Origin of the sequence: Tatumella ptyseos ATCC 33301 (assembly GCF_000735525.1) — a bacterium.
GTDB lineage: Bacteria > Pseudomonadota > Gammaproteobacteria > Enterobacterales > Enterobacteriaceae > Tatumella > Tatumella ptyseos.
On record NZ_JMPR01000036.1, the window covers coordinates 1 to 18,084 of the forward strand.

Annotated in this window: 19 protein-coding genes and 2 pseudogenes; 13 read left to right on the forward strand and 8 right to left on the reverse strand. The window is 51.7% G+C overall.

Going from position 1 to position 18,084, the window contains the following annotated elements; genetic code table 11:
• From GTPT_RS11365 to dtpA, 6 genes and pseudogenes are all read left to right on the forward strand, one after another.
• Positions 1 to 272, forward strand: a pseudogene (locus GTPT_RS11365) (electron transport complex subunit RsxC); the annotation flags it as partial.
• On the forward strand, positions 273 to 1,331 hold the full coding sequence (gene rsxD, locus GTPT_RS11370) for an electron transport complex subunit RsxD (protein ID WP_025901953.1): 1,059 nt from the start codon (positions 273 to 275) through the stop codon (positions 1,329 to 1,331).
• A 3-nt stretch (positions 1,332 to 1,334) separates the two neighbouring features.
• Positions 1,335 to 1,964, forward strand: coding sequence for an electron transport complex subunit RsxG (gene rsxG / locus GTPT_RS11375; protein ID WP_029989578.1), 630 nt, complete (start codon positions 1,335 to 1,337; stop codon positions 1,962 to 1,964).
• Entirely contained in the window at positions 1,961 to 2,683 is a 723-nt protein-coding gene (locus GTPT_RS11380; RefSeq protein WP_025901951.1) for an electron transport complex subunit E, read from the forward strand. The genes rsxG and GTPT_RS11380 overlap by 4 nt, the downstream gene beginning before the upstream one ends.
• Positions 2,683 to 3,315, forward strand: coding sequence for an endonuclease III (gene nth / locus GTPT_RS11385; protein ID WP_025901950.1), 633 nt, complete (start codon positions 2,683 to 2,685; stop codon positions 3,313 to 3,315). The genes GTPT_RS11380 and nth overlap by 1 nt, the downstream gene beginning before the upstream one ends.
• A 539-nt stretch (positions 3,316 to 3,854) precedes the next feature.
• Positions 3,855 to 5,318 (forward strand): dipeptide/tripeptide permease DtpA, encoded by a 1,464-nt coding sequence (gene dtpA, locus GTPT_RS11390; RefSeq protein WP_029989575.1) that lies wholly within the window; start codon positions 3,855 to 3,857, stop codon positions 5,316 to 5,318.
• A gap of 203 nt (positions 5,319 to 5,521) precedes the next feature.
• Here the strand turns inward: dtpA and GTPT_RS11395 are convergent, their stop codons facing one another.
• A complete protein-coding gene (locus GTPT_RS11395; RefSeq protein WP_025901949.1) occupies positions 5,522 to 6,421 on the reverse strand; it encodes a LysR family transcriptional regulator in 900 nt (299 codons plus the stop codon).
• A 116-nt stretch (positions 6,422 to 6,537) separates the two neighbouring features.
• Here GTPT_RS11395 and GTPT_RS11400 point away from each other — a divergent pair, with 116 nt between their 5' ends.
• On the forward strand, positions 6,538 to 7,296 hold the full coding sequence (locus GTPT_RS11400) for an SDR family NAD(P)-dependent oxidoreductase (RefSeq protein WP_025901948.1): 759 nt from the start codon (positions 6,538 to 6,540) through the stop codon (positions 7,294 to 7,296).
• A 67-nt stretch (positions 7,297 to 7,363) separates the two neighbouring features.
• Here GTPT_RS11400 and pdxY read toward each other — a convergent pair whose 3' ends face one another.
• The 4 genes from pdxY to anmK form a co-directional block, all read right to left on the reverse strand.
• Positions 7,364 to 8,227: a pyridoxal kinase PdxY gene (gene pdxY / locus GTPT_RS11405; RefSeq protein ID WP_029989573.1), complete on the reverse strand. Its 864-nt coding sequence runs from the start codon at positions 8,225 to 8,227 to the stop codon at positions 7,364 to 7,366.
• A gap of 69 nt (positions 8,228 to 8,296) precedes the next feature.
• Entirely contained in the window at positions 8,297 to 9,571 is a 1,275-nt protein-coding gene (gene tyrS / locus GTPT_RS11410) for a tyrosine--tRNA ligase (RefSeq protein ID WP_029989572.1), read from the reverse strand.
• Positions 9,572 to 9,705: 134 nt separating this feature from the next.
• Entirely contained in the window at positions 9,706 to 10,365 is a 660-nt protein-coding gene (gene pdxH / locus GTPT_RS11415) for a pyridoxamine 5'-phosphate oxidase (protein ID WP_025901945.1), read from the reverse strand.
• Positions 10,366 to 10,429: 64 nt separating this feature from the next.
• The gene (anmK, locus tag GTPT_RS11420; RefSeq protein ID WP_025901944.1) at positions 10,430 to 11,572 is read right to left on the reverse strand and encodes an anhydro-N-acetylmuramic acid kinase; all 1,143 of its coding nucleotides are present in this window, start codon (positions 11,570 to 11,572) and stop codon (positions 10,430 to 10,432) included.
• Positions 11,573 to 11,833: 261 nt separating this feature from the next.
• Between anmK and GTPT_RS11430 the strand changes: the two genes are divergently transcribed.
• A complete protein-coding gene (locus GTPT_RS11430) occupies positions 11,834 to 12,301 on the forward strand; it encodes an outer membrane lipoprotein (RefSeq protein ID WP_025901942.1) in 468 nt (155 codons plus the stop codon).
• A 139-nt stretch (positions 12,302 to 12,440) separates the two neighbouring features.
• On the opposite strand, the gene slyA is transcribed toward GTPT_RS11430, so the two are convergent.
• The gene (gene slyA, locus GTPT_RS11435) at positions 12,441 to 12,878 is read right to left on the reverse strand and encodes a transcriptional regulator SlyA (RefSeq protein ID WP_025901941.1); all 438 of its coding nucleotides are present in this window, start codon (positions 12,876 to 12,878) and stop codon (positions 12,441 to 12,443) included.
• Positions 12,879 to 13,260: 382 nt separating this feature from the next.
• Between slyA and GTPT_RS11440 the strand changes: the two are divergent.
• A pseudogene (locus GTPT_RS11440) lies at positions 13,261 to 13,465 on the forward strand (HlyD family secretion protein); the annotation flags it as partial.
• 92 nt (positions 13,466 to 13,557) lie between these two features.
• Here GTPT_RS11440 and GTPT_RS11445 read toward each other — a convergent pair.
• Complete coding sequence (locus GTPT_RS11445; RefSeq protein ID WP_025901939.1) at positions 13,558 to 13,797, reverse strand: DUF1289 domain-containing protein; 240 nt, start codon at positions 13,795 to 13,797, stop codon at positions 13,558 to 13,560.
• A 271-nt stretch (positions 13,798 to 14,068) separates the two neighbouring features.
• Between GTPT_RS11445 and nemA the strand changes: the two genes are divergently transcribed.
• The 3 genes from nemA (at position 14,069) to rnt (ending at position 16,464) form a co-directional block, all read left to right on the forward strand.
• Positions 14,069 to 15,175, forward strand: coding sequence for an alkene reductase (gene nemA / locus GTPT_RS11455; protein ID WP_029989568.1), 1,107 nt, complete (start codon positions 14,069 to 14,071; stop codon positions 15,173 to 15,175).
• Positions 15,176 to 15,270: 95 nt separating this feature from the next.
• Positions 15,271 to 15,678, forward strand: coding sequence for a lactoylglutathione lyase (gene gloA / locus GTPT_RS11460; protein ID WP_025901937.1), 408 nt, complete (start codon positions 15,271 to 15,273; stop codon positions 15,676 to 15,678).
• 114 nt (positions 15,679 to 15,792) lie between these two features.
• On the forward strand, positions 15,793 to 16,464 hold the full coding sequence (gene rnt, locus GTPT_RS11465; RefSeq protein ID WP_025901936.1) for a ribonuclease T: 672 nt from the start codon (positions 15,793 to 15,795) through the stop codon (positions 16,462 to 16,464).
• 87 nt (positions 16,465 to 16,551) lie between these two features.
• Here the strand turns inward: rnt and GTPT_RS11470 are convergent, their stop codons facing one another.
• Entirely contained in the window at positions 16,552 to 16,887 is a 336-nt protein-coding gene (locus GTPT_RS11470) for a Grx4 family monothiol glutaredoxin (RefSeq protein ID WP_071780090.1), read from the reverse strand.
• 356 nt (positions 16,888 to 17,243) lie between these two features.
• Between GTPT_RS11470 and GTPT_RS11475 the strand changes: the two genes are divergently transcribed.
• Positions 17,244 to 18,041 (forward strand): C40 family peptidase, encoded by a 798-nt coding sequence (locus GTPT_RS11475; protein WP_025901933.1) that lies wholly within the window; start codon positions 17,244 to 17,246, stop codon positions 18,039 to 18,041.
• The last annotated feature ends 43 nt before the right edge of the window (positions 18,042 to 18,084 follow it).

The following is an 18,084-nucleotide window of genomic DNA, read 5'->3' on the forward strand; positions in this document are numbered from 1 at the left end:
GTGCTGAAGACCCGCGTAAAGCCGCTGTCGCCGCTGCTATTGCCCGCGCTAAAGCGAAGAAAGCCGCCCAGGCTGCGGATACCGCCGCTGAGCCGGTGACGGCTGCACCGGCTGCCGAAACCGCTGCTGAAGACCCGCGTAAAGCCGCTGTCGCCGCTGCCATTGCCCGCGCCAAAGCAAAAAAGGCCACACAAGCCGCCGCCGGAACCTCCGGTTCTGAAAATCAACAGCCCGCGACGCCTGTGTTGCAGAATTCGACCACCGAGGATTAAATGGCTTTTCGTATCGCAAGTTCCCCTTATACTCACAACCGGCGCAGCACTAACCGGATAATGACACTGGTATTGCTGGCTGCCGTGCCGGGCCTGATGACCCAATGGTATTATTTTGGCTACGGTAACCTGATTCAGGTCGCTCTGGCGGCTATCACCGCCTGGGTGGCAGAAGGCCTCGTCCTGCGCTTACGCCGTCAGCCGGTGCTGCCGGTACTTTCTGATAACTCAGCGTTGTTAACCGCCCTGCTACTCGGTGTGAGTTTACCTCCGCTGGCCCCCTGGTGGCTGATCGTCATTGGTACCACCTTCGCTATTATTATCGCGAAACAGTTGTATGGCGGACTGGGTCAGAACCCGTTTAACCCGGCCATGGTCGGTTATGTGGTGTTGCTTATCTCATTCCCGGTGCAAATGACCAGCTGGCTTCCCCCGGAGACACTGCAATCGGTACGACCCGGTTTTATTGACTGTCTCAGTATGATCTTCACCGCCCATACTACCGGCGGTCTGTCAATGCAGGCCCTGCAGCTTGGGGTAGACGGTATCAGCCAGGCCACACCTCTGGATGGTTTTAAAACCGGACTGCGTGCCGGGCATACCGCGGCACAGTTATTGTCTGAACCTGCGTTTAAAGGCATCCTGGCTGGCCTCGGCTGGCAGTGGGTAAATGTAGCGTTCCTGGCAGGCGGGCTGTTTATGCTGGCCAACCGGACTATCCGCTGGCATATCCCGGTGAGTTTTCTGGCCTCGCTGGCTGTTTGTGCCACCCTTGGCTGGTGGTTCTCACCAGGCCATCTTGCCTCACCGATGATGCACCTGTTTTCCGGTGGCACTATGCTGTGTGCTTTTTTTATTGCAACCGACCCGATTTCGGCCTCCACAACGGATAAAGGCCGCCTGATTTACGGTGCGCTGATCGGGTTACTGACCTGGCTTATCCGCAGCTTTGGCGGCTATCCCGATGGTGTGGCTTTCGCCGTGTTACTGGCAAATATCTGTGTCCCGTTAATTGATTATTACACTCAGCCACGGGTGTATGGCCATCGTAAGGAATAACCGATGCTCGATACTATCCGGAAAAATGGCATTACTCTGGCCGTCTTTGCTGCGGTCACCACCGGGATGACGGCAGTCATTAACCTGGTGACCAAACCAACGGTTGAGCATCAGATGGCGCTGGAACAAAAGACCTTGCTCGATCAGGTGGTTCCTCCTTCACTGTATAACAATAAATTACAGCAGGAGTGCTACATCGTACGCAATCAGGCGCTGGGAAATATGGATCCCCACCACCTCTATGTGGCCCGTAAGGACGGAAAGCCCGTTGCCGTAGCACTGGAAACCACAGCCCCGGATGGCTATTCCGGTAATATCCAGATGCTGGTCGGTGCCGATTTTAACGGTAAAGTTCTGGGGGTGAGGGTCACCGAACAACATGAAACGCCGGGCCTGGGTGATAAAATTGAGCTACGTATTTCTGACTGGATCACCCACTTCTCCGGTGTGGTTCTGCACGGTGCTGATGATAAACATTTTGCGGTGAAGAAAGACGGGGGTGATTTTGACCAGTTTACCGGGGCGACCATCACACCCCGTGCGGTGGTGAATGCGACAAAACGCACTACCCTGTATATTGAAACATTGCCATCACAACTTTCATCACTGCCTGATTGTGGAGAAAACCCATGAGTGAAGCTAAAAAACTACTGGTCGGAGGCCTCTGGAAAAACAACTCGGCTCTGGTGCAGTTACTGGGGCTATGCCCGTTACTGGCAGTAACATCAACAGCGACCAATGCCCTGGGACTCGGGCTGGCAACCACACTGGTGCTGACCATTACCAATAGCGCTATCTCGTTATCACGCCGCTGGATGCCTTCAGAAATCCGTATTCCGATTTACGTAATGATTATCGCCTCTGTCGTCAGTTGCGTGCAGATGCTGATCAGTGCCTATGCGCATAGTCTGTACCAGTCATTAGGGATATTTATTCCTCTTATTGTCACCAACTGTATTGTGGTCGGTCGCGCCGAAGCCGTCGCGTCAAAATCAAATGTTGCGTTGTCAGCACTGGACGGTTTTTCTATCGGCATGGGTGCCACCTGCGCGATGGTTACGCTGGGTTCACTGAGGGAAATTATCGGTAACGGGACTATCTTTAATGGTGCCGACCAGTTGCTTGGCCCGTGGGCAAAAGTGCTACGCGTTCAGGTGTTTCACTTCGATTCCCCGATGTTACTGGCGATGCTGCCTCCTGGCGCGTTTATCGGTCTGGGCATGTTACTGGCCGCGAAATACCTGATAGATCAACGTACCCGTCAGCGTGCAGAGCGTAAAGCTGAACAGGCTGCCGTGACAGTAACCGGACAGACAGTGACAGCAGCTCAGGTATCTGCAGGGAAAGTGTAGTGAATAAAGAGAAACGTTATCAGATACTCAGCCGGTTGCGGGATAACAACCCTCACCCGACCACGGAGCTTAATTTTACCTCCCCGTTCGAATTACTGATTGCGGTTTTACTTTCGGCACAAGCCACTGATGTGAGTGTTAATAAGGCGACTGTCGGATTATTTGCTGCGGCCCCGACCCCGCAGAAAATGCTGGAACTGGGGGTTGAAGGTGTCCGTGAAGCCATTAAGACCATCGGCCTGTTTAATACCAAAGCAGCCAATGTGATTAAAACCTGTCAGATACTGACAGAAAAACATCAGGGACAGGTCCCGGAAAACCGCGAAGCGCTGGAAGCACTGCCGGGCGTCGGACGTAAAACCGCCAACGTGGTACTGAATACCGCATTTGGCTGGCCTACTATCGCTGTAGATACCCATATTTTTCGGGTATCCAACCGTACGGGGTTTGCACCAGGTAAAAATGTAGACCAGGTGGAAGCAAAACTGCTGAAAGTTGTTCCCGCAGAATTCAAGGTCGACTGCCACCACTGGCTGATCCTTCATGGCCGTTATACCTGTATTGCCCGTAAGCCCCGGTGTGGTTCCTGCCTTATCGAAGATTTATGTGAATATCGCGAAAAGACCGAATAACCCCGGGGTCCGGGAGAGCCTCAGCTCTGTCATACATCAGGGCTGAGAAACTCTTCCGGACATCAGTTTATTGGCTTCCTCTTATTCCCGTCAGCAAAAGCCCTTCCCCGGGCTACTATTTATCCGGTTAGTATCACGTTTCTGAAAAAGCCTAACAGCCTGATAATCCGGATTTATCGCCCTCTATAGCAACAGATATTGCTTATGGGTGTTTTGATAACTTTTACTTCTGCTTATCCGTTCGCCTGCGGGATCAATACCACAGAAACATTATTTTGCATTATGCGGGGGAATTTATTATTCTCTTTTTAGGAAAATTCACGATTTTCCAATATTTAATAACATTGATCGCCGGGTTAACAACTTTAAAATCTACGCAACGTAGTCTGTATGCTATTTCACCATACTCCTGCTCTGCCTGATTTATTGTCACTTTCTGACTCAGGCTATTCAATACATAACAAAATCATGTGAAAAGTTACGCATGAAAAGCACTTAATTCCTGACGTTAAACAGGGTTAAAACACACCGAGGTTAAAGTGTCTGCTGCAAACAAACATAATGAATCCGTCAGCCTGAACGCATTCAGGCAACCGAAAGCGTTCTACCTGATTTTCTCCATTGAATTGTGGGAACGTTTCGGATTTTACGGGCTACAGGCTATCCTGGCTGTATACCTGGTCAAACAACTGGGGATGTCAGAAGCTGATTCCATCACCCTGTTCTCTTCGTTCAGTGCCATGGTTTATGGCATGGTGGCTATCGGTGGATGGCTGGGGGATAAAGTCCTCGGGACCAAACGCGTGATCACCCTCGGGGTGATTGTACTGGCTCTGGGTTATGCCTTTATTACCTTCTCCGGCCACAATGTCGCAATGGTTTATGTCGGCATGGCGACCATTGCCGTCGGTAGCGGACTGTTTAAAGCCAACCCGTCTTCTCTGCTGTCAACCTGCTATGAGAAAGGCGACTCCCGCCTCGACGGTGCGTTCACGATGTTCTATATGTCCATTAACATCGGTTCACTGTTCTCAATGATGCTGACCCCCTGGCTGGCGACGAAATACGGCTGGAGCGTTGCGTTCTCTCTGTCTGTAGTGGGACTGGCGATCACCCTGATTAACTTCCTTAGCATGAAGTCCCTGGTGAAGAATTATGGTTCTGCACCGGACTTCGCGCCTCTGCATTTCGGTAAGCTGGTTGCGACCCTGGTCAGCGTGGTCGTGCTGGTTGCTGTTGCCACTATGCTGCTGCATCACCAGAGCATTGCCCGTATGGCACTTCTGGTCATTGCTATCGGTATTCTGCTGGTCTTTGCGAAAGAAACGTTTGCTCTGAAAGGTGCTGCTCGTCGTAAAATGATCGTTGCATTTATCATGATGCTGGAAGCCATTGTCTTCTTTGTCCTGTATATGCAAATGCCAACATCACTGAACTTCTTTGCTATCCGTAACGTCCAGCATGAAATTATGGGTATCCATTTTGAGCCGGAACAGTTCCAGGCACTGAACCCGTTCTGGATCATGGTTGCCAGCCCGCTTCTGGCAGCAGCTTACAATAAACTGGGTAACAGCCTGCCGATGCCGCTGAAATTTGCTATCGGTATGTTCCTGTGTTCTGCGGCCTTCCTGGTACTGCCACTGGGTGCACAGTATGCGACTCAGCAAGGGATTGTTTCTGTAAACTGGCTGATCCTCAGCTACGCATTGCAGAGCGTCGGTGAACTGATGATTTCAGGCCTGGGTCTGGCCATGGTCGCTCAGCTGGTTCCTCAGCGTCTGATGGGCTTCATCATGGGTTCATGGTTCCTGACGACGGCCTGTGCCGCGGTGATTTCAGGTAAAGTCGCTGGTCTGATGGCTGTGCCTGAAGATGTGACTGATCCACTGATGTCCCTGAGTGTATACAGCCACGTCTTTAAAGAGATCGGGATTTATACCTTAGTGATTGCTGTGATTATGCTGATTTCAGCCCCGCTGCTGAATAAAATGATCCGCGACTAAACCCGTCCGGATCCTGCCAGGCCAGTCAGCATTGCTGACTGGCTTTTTTTTATCCGTTTACAGGGGATTTCCCCGGTGATCCTGGCCTGATGTTTGCCCTGCCATTTGTCGGGTATCTCTTACCGGCCACGGTATTCACGCAATACACAGCCTTTTGACCACTCTCAACCCGGTACACCATTGACTGCGGCCCTGGTGAGCAGTCAGTCCGTATATTCCTGTAAAATACCGCTCAGCCAGTCCATAAATACCTGCACCCGCGGTGGAACATTCCGGCGATAGGGATACAGCAGCGACACAGGCATAGGTCTGGCCGGATAGTCTGCGAGCACTTCCAGTAATGCTCCCTGAGCCAGTAATGCCTTTACACTGCCTGCCGGTACCTGAATGATCCCCAGGCCGGCAATACAGGCTGCGCGGTAAGTTTCGGTACTGTTTACTGTGAGTGCTCCCGGGACCGGGAAATAATGGCTTTTTTTGCCGTCGTAATATTCAAATCCTGACGGTGGTTTACCCAGGTATTGTGTGTAATGCACCATCGTATGCTGTGACAGGGCTTGCGGTGACAAAGGCAACCCAAAGCGGGCAAGGTAATCAGGGCTGGCACAGTTAACCATTCGATGATACCCGATATGACGTACCATCATCCCTGAATCTGCCAGTTCTCCTGCCCTGACCACACAGTCAAGTCCGTCACGGATCAAATCGGCCTGGCTGTCACTGCTGCTCAGTTCAACCCGCAACCCGGGGTAGCGCTGCAGAAATTCAGGTAACCGGGGGAGCACAAATCCGGTCGCCAGCGCCACCGACATATCAGCCCTCACCGTTCCGTTCAGTGTGGACGGTTCCTGCCGGAACAGTGTGTCCATATCCTCCAGCATACCCAGTAGTTCAAGGCAGCGGTGGTAATAGAGTTCCCCGTCCCGCGTCAGGCAGACACGCCGTGTCGTGCGCTGTAACAAACGGGTGCCGGTATTTTTTTCCAGTGCCTGTATCTGCCTGGAAACACTGCCCTTCGGTATCCCCAGACTGTCCGCGGCCACCGTAAAACTGTTTGCTTCCGCAACGCGGACAAATACCTGCATTGCCTGTATTTTATCCATAACCCTGCCGATTGTTGTTGATATTGAAACAGTGATATCTGTTTTGCCAACTTTATCACATCGCTGGCGATCAATATGATGGATTCCGTTAATCCTTTTATCGGCGGAGAAAAATGATGAAAAACAGTATCGCAGTCATCACCGGGGGCAATCGTGGCCTGGGTAAAAACGGAGCACTGAAACTTGCCGCCCGTGGCATCGGGATTGTCCTGACCTACCGCTCGCATGCCGAAGAAGCAGAAGCCGTTGTCAGAGAGATCCGTGACCTTGGCGTTAATGCTGTCGCCTTGCCTCTGGACGTAGGGATGACTGCACAATTTGACCGGTTTACTGAGCAACTTCGCACGGTGTTACAGCAAGTCTGGCAACGTCAGGATTTCGATATGTTGATCAATAATGCCGGACATGGTCACTATCAGTTATTTTCTGAAACGCGGGAAGAGGACTTCGATGCACTGGTCAATGTCCACCTTAAAGGTCCGTATTTCCTCACACAGAAATTACTGCCATTACTCCGGGACGGCGGTCGTATTTTGAATATTTCCAGTGGCCTGACACGCGTCACTTTCCCGGGATCGGCGACTTATGCGGCAGTCAAAGGTGCAATGGAAGTCCTCACCCGTTATCAGGCTAAAGAACTGGGCGGGAGGCGTATCAGAGTAAACGTACTGGCTCCGGGCGCGGTGGAAACTGATTTTGGTGGCGGACGTACCCGTGATAATCAGCAGGTTAACGCGGCCATTGCCTCGCAAACTGCGCTGGGGCGCGTTGGCTTACCTGATGATATAGGGGATGCTATCGCCATGGTGCTGAGTGATGAGAGCGGCTGGATCAATGCACAACGCATTGAAGTGTCGGGGGGGTTAGCGCTCTGACGTGACAGGGTAACACCGGTAGGCCAAAAGGACCGCCGGCCGGCAACAGACCGGCCGGCGGTACCGGTTAACGGATTTTTTCCGCCGGGAAATGCTGCTCAGGTCGGGCAATCTGATCCTGCGCGGCCACCAGCTGCAGTTCGTATTCGCCCATCTGATGGGTTTTGATCATGACTTCGTAGACCGCTGCCGTCACATGTTCAAGGGCATCCGGTAAGGATTTACCCTGTAACAGATCCACCAGCAACAGCCCGCTGGTCAGGTCACCGACACCGACCGGTTGACGAACACCAAAATCCACCAGCGGACGCTGGATATGCCAGGCTTCATCGGCAGTGACCAGCAGCATCTCAAACTGATCACTGCGACGTCCGGCCCGGGATAAATGTTTCACCAGTACCACCCGGGGCCCCCGGGAGATCAGCTCACGACAGGCATCAATACACTCATCAATGGTGTGCAACTGACGCTCACTGAGCATTTCCAGCTCCAGCAGATTCGGGGCAATAATATCACTGGCAGGCAGTGCGTAGCGGCAATGGAATTCGGCGACGCCCGGCGCGACGATACACCCTTTTTCAGGATGCCCCATCACCGGATCACAGAAATACCAGGCCTGAGGATTGGCTGCTTTAACTTCACGGACAATTTCCAGGATCTTTTCGCCCTGTTCTGCGGAACCGAGGTAACCACTCAGCACCGCATCGCAGGTTTTCAGGCGATCAATTTCTGCAATACCTTTCACAATGTCGGTCAGATGTGAGGCCGGCATGACCGTCCCTGTCCAGTGACCGTATTGCGTATGGTTAGAAAACTGTACCGTGTTTAACGGCCAGACATTAGCGCCCATCCTGCGCATCGGAAACTCAGCGGCCGCATTTCCCGCATGGCCGTAGACAACATGTGATTGTATTGCAAGAATATTTTTCATTATCCGACGACGTCTTTATCTTATTGGAAATGTAAAAAAGGCCGGAAACCGGCCTTTATCATAAACGTGTTATTGCCAGTTGATCAGGCAGTAATGTTTTTTACCACGGCGCAGGACGGTATAACGACCGAAGAGTTTGTCGTCCTCACTGAAACGATACTCAGCATCGGCTTGCTTCTGGCCGTTAATCGCCACCGCATTCGATGAAATCAGTGTCCGGGCCTGACCACGGGAAGGTACCAGCTCAGCGGTAACCAACGCCTGTTGCAGGTCATCGCCCTGTGACAGAGTGATGGCTGGCATGCCATCCTGGGCCAGTTGTTCCAGGTCTGCCTCGCTGAGGTCACTCAGGGTCCCGGCAAACAGGCTTGCGGTGATACGTTTCGCGGCGTTCAGACCTTCTTCGCCGTGAACCAGTCGTGTCACCTGTTCAGCCAGAACATACTGTGCACGCGGTGCTTTACCGCTCTGTTCATCTTCCGCCTGCAGGGCGTTGATCTCTTCAATGCTCATAAAGGTGAAGAATTTCAGGAAACGATAAACATCCGCATCTGCTGTGTTGATCCAGAACTGGTAGAATTTGTACGGGCTGGTTTTCTTAGCGTCAAGCCAGACAGCGCCACCTTCGGTTTTACCGAATTTAGTACCATCCGATTTAGTGATCAACGGAACCGTCAGGCCAAACACCTGATTCTGATGCAGTCTGCGGGTCAGATCGATACCCGAGGTAATATTCCCCCACTGATCGGAACCGCCTATCTGCAGACATACCTCGTGACGCTCGTTCAGGCAGGCAAAATCATAGCCTTGCAGCAGGTTGTAGGAGAATTCGGTGAAAGAAATCCCCTGGTCATCACGGTTAAGACGCTGCTTTACCGCTTCTTTATTAATCATCTGATTAACTGAGAAGTGCTTACCGATATCCCGCAGGAAGGTCAGCACATTCATGCCGCCAAACCAGTCGTAGTTATTCGCGGCAATGGCGCTGTTGTCACCGCAATCAAAATTCAGGAAAGGCGCAACCTGGTGACGGATTTTCTCCACCCACTCACCGACCGTGTCGGCAGTATTCAGCTTACGCTCACTGGCTTTAAAACTCGGATCCCCGATAAGCCCGGTCGCGCCGCCGACTAATGCCACTGGCTTGTGGCCAGCATCCTGAAAACGTTTCAGGCAAAGTAACGGTACCAGATGGCCCAGATGTAAGCTATCTGCGGTAGGATCAAAGCCGCAATACAGCGCAATCGGCCCTTGTGCCAGTCGCTCTGATAACGCTTCTTCGTCCGTTACCTGGGCGATCAGGCCCCTTTCCTGTAATTGTTGTATCAGGTTACTGCTGGTCATCAACGACTCCAAATTGAACAGACTGCACCTTTGCTGCAATGCAGCTTTCCGCGCAGTCGCGGAAAAAAATCAGATGCATAGAATAAAACGGTGCGGCGAACTGTTCCAGTATTGATATAGCTTATTTTACCAAATCAGGGAGCCAGGCGATCAATTTTCCAGCAGTCACCCTCTTTCTGATAGATGAATCTGTCGTGCAGACGTTTTTCGCCGCCCTGCCAGAACTCCATGGTATGAAAGCGGACCCGGTATCCTCCCCAGAAATCGGGTAGCGGGACTTCACCACGCATAAATTTCTGACTGATTTCCAGAAACTTGCCTTCCAGAACCCCACGGGCAGAGATCCTGCTGGACTGTCTGGAGACCCAGGCCCCTATCTGACTGTCACGCGGACGGCTATGGAAATATTTAATCACCTCTTTGGCACTCAGTTTTTCGGCTTCGCCCAGCACCATCACCTGACGTTCCAGCGTATGCCAGGGAAAGTGCAGCGATATTTTCGGGTTATGACTCAGGTGCTGCGCCTTCCGGCTGCCGAGGTTGGTGTAAAAGATCATACTGTTATCATCGTATTCCTTCAGTAAGACAATACGCTGATACGGCTGCCCCTTCTCGTCCACGGTCGCGACACACATTGCCGTCGGATCCGGCAGTTGTGCTTCACAGGCCTGACTGAGCCACTGGGTGAACAACGTCATTGGGGCATCGGGTAAATCCTTACGTCTGAGGCCGCCACGGGTATATTCCCGTCGCAGGTCAGCGATATTTTTTACAGGTTCCTGTTGGATAGTCATTGTTTATAACTCATCAAAGCACTTCACCACCGACAGTGTTGCTGCAGGCTAGCACTGTCCCCTTTTATCTTTTACCGCTTACAACATGTCTTCCCGCAGGGAGGCTGGCCGGAAAAATGGCCCCCAGGGTAGTAAAATCACGGGCCCCCGTGACCGCAGGCAGGTTCCCGGGTAATCCCGAGAGCGTACGGAACGCCAGCCAGGCGAAGGCCAGTCCTTCCATATCGTCACTGCTGATCCCCGCATCATCCGTTTTTCCGACTTCTGTACCCGGCATCAGAGCCGATATTCGCTGCATCAATGCCCGGTTATGGCTGCCTCCGCCGCACACCAGTAACCGGTCACAGTGGCCACTGAGTTGTATCTGCTGCACGATTGTCGAGGCCGTCAGTTCCAGCAGTGTGGCCTGAATGTCACAGGCATTGAGGCCCGGGAAGCGCTGCAACTGCTTTTCAATCCAGGATAAATTAAAATATTCACGACCGGTACTTTTCGGGGCCGGTAAGGCAAACCACGGGTCGTCCAGCATCTGTTTCAGCAATACCGGTACGACATTTCCCTGACTTGCCCACTGGCCGTCTTTATCGAAGCGCTGCTCACGTTGTTGCCAAATCCAGGCATCCATCAGGATATTGCCAGGCCCGGTGTCGAACCCCCGGATATTCTGGCCAGGAAACAGCAGGGAAACATTTGCAATACCGCCAATATTAAGCACAACGCGCCGCTCCAACGGATGCATAAGCACAGCACGGTGAAAAGCAGGCACCAGCGGTGCGCCCTGACCGCCCATCGCCATATCACGGCGGCGGAAATCGCCAACGACCGTAATACCGGTACGAGCGACTATCTGATTATTATCCCCCAACTGCATGCTAAAAGGTGCTTCCCCTTCCGGTTCATGCCAGACCGTTTGTCCGTGGCAACCGATGCCGACGATATCTTCGGCACTCAGCGATTCCCGTTGCATAAGTGTTTCTATTGCTTCGCTGAACAGACGGCCGAGATGGGTATCCAGACGCCCCAATTGTGACAGTGTCACGGGCTGACCCTGACAAACATCCAGGACCTTCTGCCGGATTTCCAGTGGCATCGGGTGACAATAGCTGGCTTGCTGTGCCACGATATGCTCATCAATGGCCGCCAGCACCACATCCACACCATCAAGACTGGTTCCCGACATGACTCCGATATAACGTCCTGACTTCATCTTAACCTCAACTCAGCACTCCACCATTCAGCTATCAGTCTGGCAAATCCTGGCGGCTAATACTATGAATAAAAGAGTGATCATCGTTGAATTTCTCCTGAATGAATACCTGATGATTGAATTATTGTTTAGCCTGCCGGTCTTAACATGCCGTGTTGATAGTTTGCAAAAATCACTTCGGTATGCACAATTTGCTTTATACTGGAGAAACAACGTTATAAAGGGTGCGCTTATCGCGCTGATTTTTGAAAGGAGTTTCAGATGATTAAACGTTTAACGACTTTAGCGGTAGCCGCCTGTGTCCTCACAGGATGCGTGAACGATAACTCACTTTCCGGTGATGTTTATAGCGCCAGCGAAGCTAAACAGGTCCAGAGTGTATCCTACGGCACATTGGTTTCTGTCCGTGCAGTCAAAATTCAGGGCGGTGACAACGACAGCATGCTGGGCGCGATTGGTGGTGCTGTGCTCGGGGGCTTCCTGGGTAATACTATCGGTGGCGGCGCAGGCCGTAGTCTGGCAACCGCAGGTGGCGCAGTCCTTGGCGGGCTGGCCGGACAAGGTGTGCAGAGCAACCTGAATGAGTCCAACGGTGTTGAACTGGAAATCCGTAAAGATGACGGCAATACTATTATGGTCGTCCAGAAACAGGCTGCCAGCCGTTATTCTGCCGGCATGCGTGTTGCTTTAGTCTCTAACGGAAGCCAGGTCACCGTTTCCCCACGTTAAGCACTCCCGGGCACCTGAATGTGCCAGGGAAGTCAGGCTGACCGCATCCCTTACAACAAGGGGTAGTTAAAAAAACCCGTCACGATGACGGGTTTTTTACTTTTTTTCGCACCAGGCCATTTGCAAATCACCCTGCCACTTAAGCTTCCTTTCCTTGCAGTTCGACAATGTTTTTTTCCAGTCTGGCGATAACATTGACGATTGAATCGATTTCCTCTGCAGAGATTCCATCCAGGATATCTTCGCGACTGCGGTTAATCACCCTTTCCAGCTGTTCAATGATCGGGGTGGCAGCCTCTGTCAGAGTAATACGTTTTGCGCGGCGATCATCTGCACAGGGAGTCCGGCTGATAAGACCTTTTTTTTCCAGTTGATCCAGGGTTCTGACCAGTGACGGCTGTTCTATCCCAATCGCTTTGGCCAGCTGGATTTGTGACTGATCCGGCGGTAACTGATGAATATTGTGCAAAGTGACCCACAGCGTCTGGGTAAGACCCAGAGGCTTCAGCCTGTTATCAATAACTGCACGCCACATACGAACCAGTCTCGCCAGATCAGTGCCCAACGAAGATTCCATATAAGCTCCTTATAGTTAGCTTGCTAAGCAATGTCGTCTTTCTCGCACTATTTTGCGTTTTTTAGGGAACAAATACAAATACCTGATGAAAAGCGCGTTTTTTACACATTTTTCATTTCCGTGATCAGGCCCCGGGGATAAACCGTTATGATTCGGACCGCACCTTTGCCGCACTCACTGAACTGGTGGCAGAGGACTCTCTTTTTTTCCGCCAATCTTTTAATCGGCACTGGCTGGCTTTTTCGTGTGGCTGATCATCCACCCGCTAATCAGATCACGCATCTATTCCGTCCGTTTCTGGCACCCGATGCTGCCGGATTTCTCCGTATTTATACTGTGTGTCTTTTCCTCTTTTGGGCTACTGAACCTGAGATAATTCCCCATGAAAGTGAAAGTGGATCTGCTGAAGTACTTTTCAGCGTTATTTATCTTTGCTATTGCCCTGAACGCCGGTTGGTGGATGTGGAACTACTATATGCAGTCCTCCCGGACACGTGACGGAAAAGCGCATGCGGAGCTGGTCAAATATCACCCCGGAAGTCTCCGGACGGATGGTTTCAGTGGCGGTGAGTGATAACCCGTATGTGCATAAAAGGGGCGTTGCGGGTCACCGTAAAAGCCGCCGCCACATCCGGGCACTCAGACTGGCTTTTCTGGATCAGTTACGCCGTCGCATGGGTCAGAAAAGTGACGGTTGTCCCGGGGCTTCGTCCTCCGGAGCTGCCGAAGATTTTTGCCCGCGCAGACGACGTTGCTGGCATAACCGGATGATATTGCGTTTCTGAGCATCAGTGCAAGACATCCACCCGAAACGCTCTTCCCTGCTGCGCAGGCAGCCCACGCAATAGCCACGCTTATCGGCCTGACATAAGCCACGGCAGGGACTCGGTACAGGAAAAAACTCAAGTTGTTCAGCCATCGTTCGGGGTTCTCCCTGTCAGGTCGCGGGTCTGTTGTCCCTTTTCTGCGGAGACTATAAAGTCAAAGCATTGATCACTTTTTAAACTCATCTGAAAGCAAGCCTGTCTGTGAGTATAGCGGCAGGTTGTCTGTTTGTGCGTTACTCCATGAGCAACCTTGTCAGCCTGCTGAGCGCTAATTACTCTTGCTGAGGTGAATAAAAAATAATTTTTATCTCTTGCCTGCAGTAAGAGCATGACGATAACCCCTCGATCCTCCGGAGATAAATTATGACTGACAGCGTTCTTTTTAAGCCGCTTACTCTTGGCAGCATTACTGTCCCTAACCGGATCTTTATGGCACCGTTAACCCGCTTACGCAGTATTGAACCCGGCGATATTCCGACCCCACTGATGCAGGAGTATTATCAGCAGCGTGCGACTGCCGGCCTGATCATCACCGAAGCAACACAGATCTCATTCCAGTCCAAAGGGTATGCCGGGGCACCCGGGTTGCATACGCCGGAGCAGATCACCGCCTGGAGTGATATCACCCGGTCCGTTCATCAGGCCGGTGGCCATATTGCCGTACAACTCTGGCATACCGGGCGGATCTCTCATGCGTCCTTACAGCCGGACGGTCAGCCTCCGCTGGCCCCTTCATCGCTGCCTTCCCATACCCGTACCACACTGAAAGATGCTGAGGGCCAGGTTTACCGCGAAGAGACGACCCCGCCCCGGGAAATCACACAGGCGCAGATCCGGCAGGTGATCGATGATTTCCGCCAGGCCGCGGTGAACTCTGCAACGGCTGGTTTTGATCTGGTCGAAATCCACGGTGCACATGGTTATCTGCTGCATGAGTTTTTATCGCCGGAGTCCAATATCCGTACCGATAACTACGGCGGCAGCGTCGAAAATCGGGCCCGTTTATTACTGGAAGTGGTAGATGCGACCATCGAGGTTCGCGGGGCTGAGCATATTGGCGTCCGCCTCTCCCCGGTAGGTACTTTCCAGGCTCTGACCAATGGCCCGAACGAAGAAGAGGATGCACTGAGCGTTATCAAAGAACTGGCCGCCAGAAAGATTGCCTATCTCCATCTTTCTGAACCGGACTGGACCGGTGGCGACTCGTATCCTGACGCATTCCGCGAGAAAGTCCGTGAAATCTTCCCGGGCGTGATCATCGGGGCCGGAGGCTATACGAAAGAAAAAGCCGAAGATTTAATCGGCCGTGGCCTGATTGATGCCGTGGCGTTCGGACGGGATTATATTGCAAACCCGGACCTGGTCCTGCGCCTGGAAACCAACGCGCCGCTGAACCCACAGCGTCCGGAAAGTTTTTACGGCGGGGGTGCTGAAGGATACACCGATTACCCGTTTCTCCGGCAGAACTGAGATTACCCCAACGCTTTTCCCTGTTACACTGACTCAATGACTGACAGGCCAGCACGATCTCCTGCTGGCCCTTTTTAAAATGCTAAGAGGATGATATGCGTTTACTTCATACCATGCTGCGTGTCGGCGACCTGCAACGTTCGCTCGATTTTTATACCCGTGTATTAGGCATGAAACTGCTGCGTCAGAGTGAGAATACGGAATATAAATATTCACTGGCCTTTGTGGGCTATACCGACGAAAGCGACGGTGCCGTCATCGAACTGACCTACAACTGGGGTGTTGAAAGCTATGATCACGGTAATGCCTACGGTCATATAGCTCTGGGTGTGGATGATGTTGCCGCAACCTGTGAAAATATTCGCCAGAGTGGCGGTAACGTGACACGGGAAGCCGGCCCGGTTAAAGGTGGTACCACCGTGATCGCCTTTGTCGAAGACCCGGATGGCTACAAAATTGAGCTGATTGAGAATAAACATGCCGGTCAGGGGCTGGGTCACTGATCGTCGGCCTGCCTTTTCCGGCAGGCTTTCCTGCCAAAGCCTGTATGCCGCAGCTGCATCACAGGCGTTTTTTTGCGATACTAGCCGCTGCAATTTTCGTCCGATGAGATCCTGATGTCCGAAACTTCTTCCCCTAATGCTTTGAACCAACGTTTTCGTGGTTTCTTTCCTGTTGTTATTGATGTGGAAACCGCGGGTTTTAACGCCGATACTGACGCGTTACTGGAAATTGCTGCTATCAGCGTAAAAATGGATGAGGATGGCTGGCTGCAGCCTGACCAGACACTGCACTTTAATGTCAGGCCGTTCGAAGGTGCCATCCTGAATCCTGAGGCACTGGCCTTCACCGGCATCAATCCGGATGACCCGGACAGAAATGCCGTCAGCGAACATGATGCGTTACACGCTATCTTCAAAATGGTTCGTAAAGGTATGAAAGACAGCGACTGTGCCCGGGCCGTTATCGTGGCGCATAATGCTAATTTCGACCACAGTTTTGTGATGGCAGCTGCGCAACGCAGCCATCTGAAACGGAATCCTTTCCACCCTTTTGCGACCTTTGATACCGCTGCACTTAGCGGGTTGGTCCTTGGCCAGACAGTGCTGGCGAAAGCCTGTAAGGCTGCAGGAATGGAATTTGATAGCCATCAGGCCCATTCTGCCCTGTACGATACACAGCAAACGGCTACCCTGTTTTGTGAACTGGTTAACCGCTGGAAGCGTTTAGGCGGCTGGCCACTCCCGGTGCCCCCGGGAGAGGATGACACCGGACCTGAACCGGTATAACCTTTTTCGTTACGTCTTATTCCGGTAATACACTGACAAAAAAAATGCCCGCAGTCATCGCGGGCATCAGAAAGACGGGACGTCAGATTATTCCGCGGCAGGATATTTTTCTGCCGTTTCTTTGATCAGCTGCTGTAATTCACCACGCTGATACATTTCAATGATGATATCGCATCCCCCCACCAGTTCACCGTCTACCCATAATTGCGGAAAAGTTGGCCAGTTAGCGTATTTCGGCAGTTCTGCGCGAATATCCGGGTTTTGCAGGATATCGACATAAGCAAAACGCTGACCACACGCAGAAAGTGCCTGTACTGCCTGGGCTGAAAAACCACAACTTGGCAGCTTAGGTGAACCTTTCATATACAGAAGAATAGGGTTTTCTGAAATCTGAGTCTGAATTTTTTCTAACGTGCTCATCATACTTCCTTTGCAACAAAACGACATGTCTGCCTATTGTAAGCGATAACGGCGAATTAATAAAAACGACATTTCATGATGACAACCGTTAAACGGTCATCTCAGCACAACACGTCAAATGACCGTTTTGTGACAACAATCACATCACAAGAGGCTGGATTCGGTAAAACTGACGCGTTAATTACCTGTTTGCGCTCAATTTTTCGTCAAAAAACTTCTCGTAACAGATTCAGAAAAAAAGACCTTAACATTTGATAAATATCTGGATTAGAATGCGTTTGGGGCTGGCTGAAAGGTCAGATGTTATTTTTTAATTATGTTCTCTTTTACCGGAACATTTAACCTGTAACCTGACAACTATGCGTTTACTTATCACGCTTTTTATTCTTGCTGTTGCACAGCTGTTTTTTAACGTCGCGGAAGCCGCGCCACGTTCTGCTATTAATGTCTCTCATCACAAAGCGACAAGGAAAAATGTCACCGAAGATATGCGCAGAAAGCGCAGACCGGTGAAAGCCACCAGTTCACGGCATAAAACACGTCAGCCCCTAAGCCACCGTGTAAAAGCCTTAGCCAGCCACCGTAAGTTAAAAGAACGACCTTCCCGCGAAGAAAAACACCGCACCCCGGAGCATCATCGTACTGAAAAGAAAATTTACGGACATCATCGCCCCCTTGCCCGTAAATCGACCGCTCGCCCGTCAGAGAAACTGACCGCGATACGTATGAGCAGTACACACCGTCAGCGTTACCAGAAAGCCCGAAAAATCGCGATGATTAAGCTGATGGACCAATTAGGGAAACCGTACCAATGGGGAGGTTCTTCGCCCTACACCGGTTTTGATTGCAGCGGGCTTGTCTACTACGCCTATAAAGATCTGGTGAATTACAGAATTCCGCGCACCGCTAACGAAATGTTCCACCTGCGTGATGCCGCACCGGTTAAACGTAATCAGCTGGAAAAAGGTGACCTGGTCTTCTTCCATATTCATGGCCGTGAAAAAGCTGACCATGTGGGAGTCTACCTGGGTGACGGGAAATTTATTCAGTCCCCCCGCACCGGCAAAGATATTCAAATCAGTGCCCTGAGCAACGAATACTGGCAGAGCCACTACATCGGTGCCCGCCGGGTAATGACCCCGAGTACCGTTCGTTAAGAGAGTACCGGCTACTGCCCCTTCCCGGGCCGAAAGCATAAAA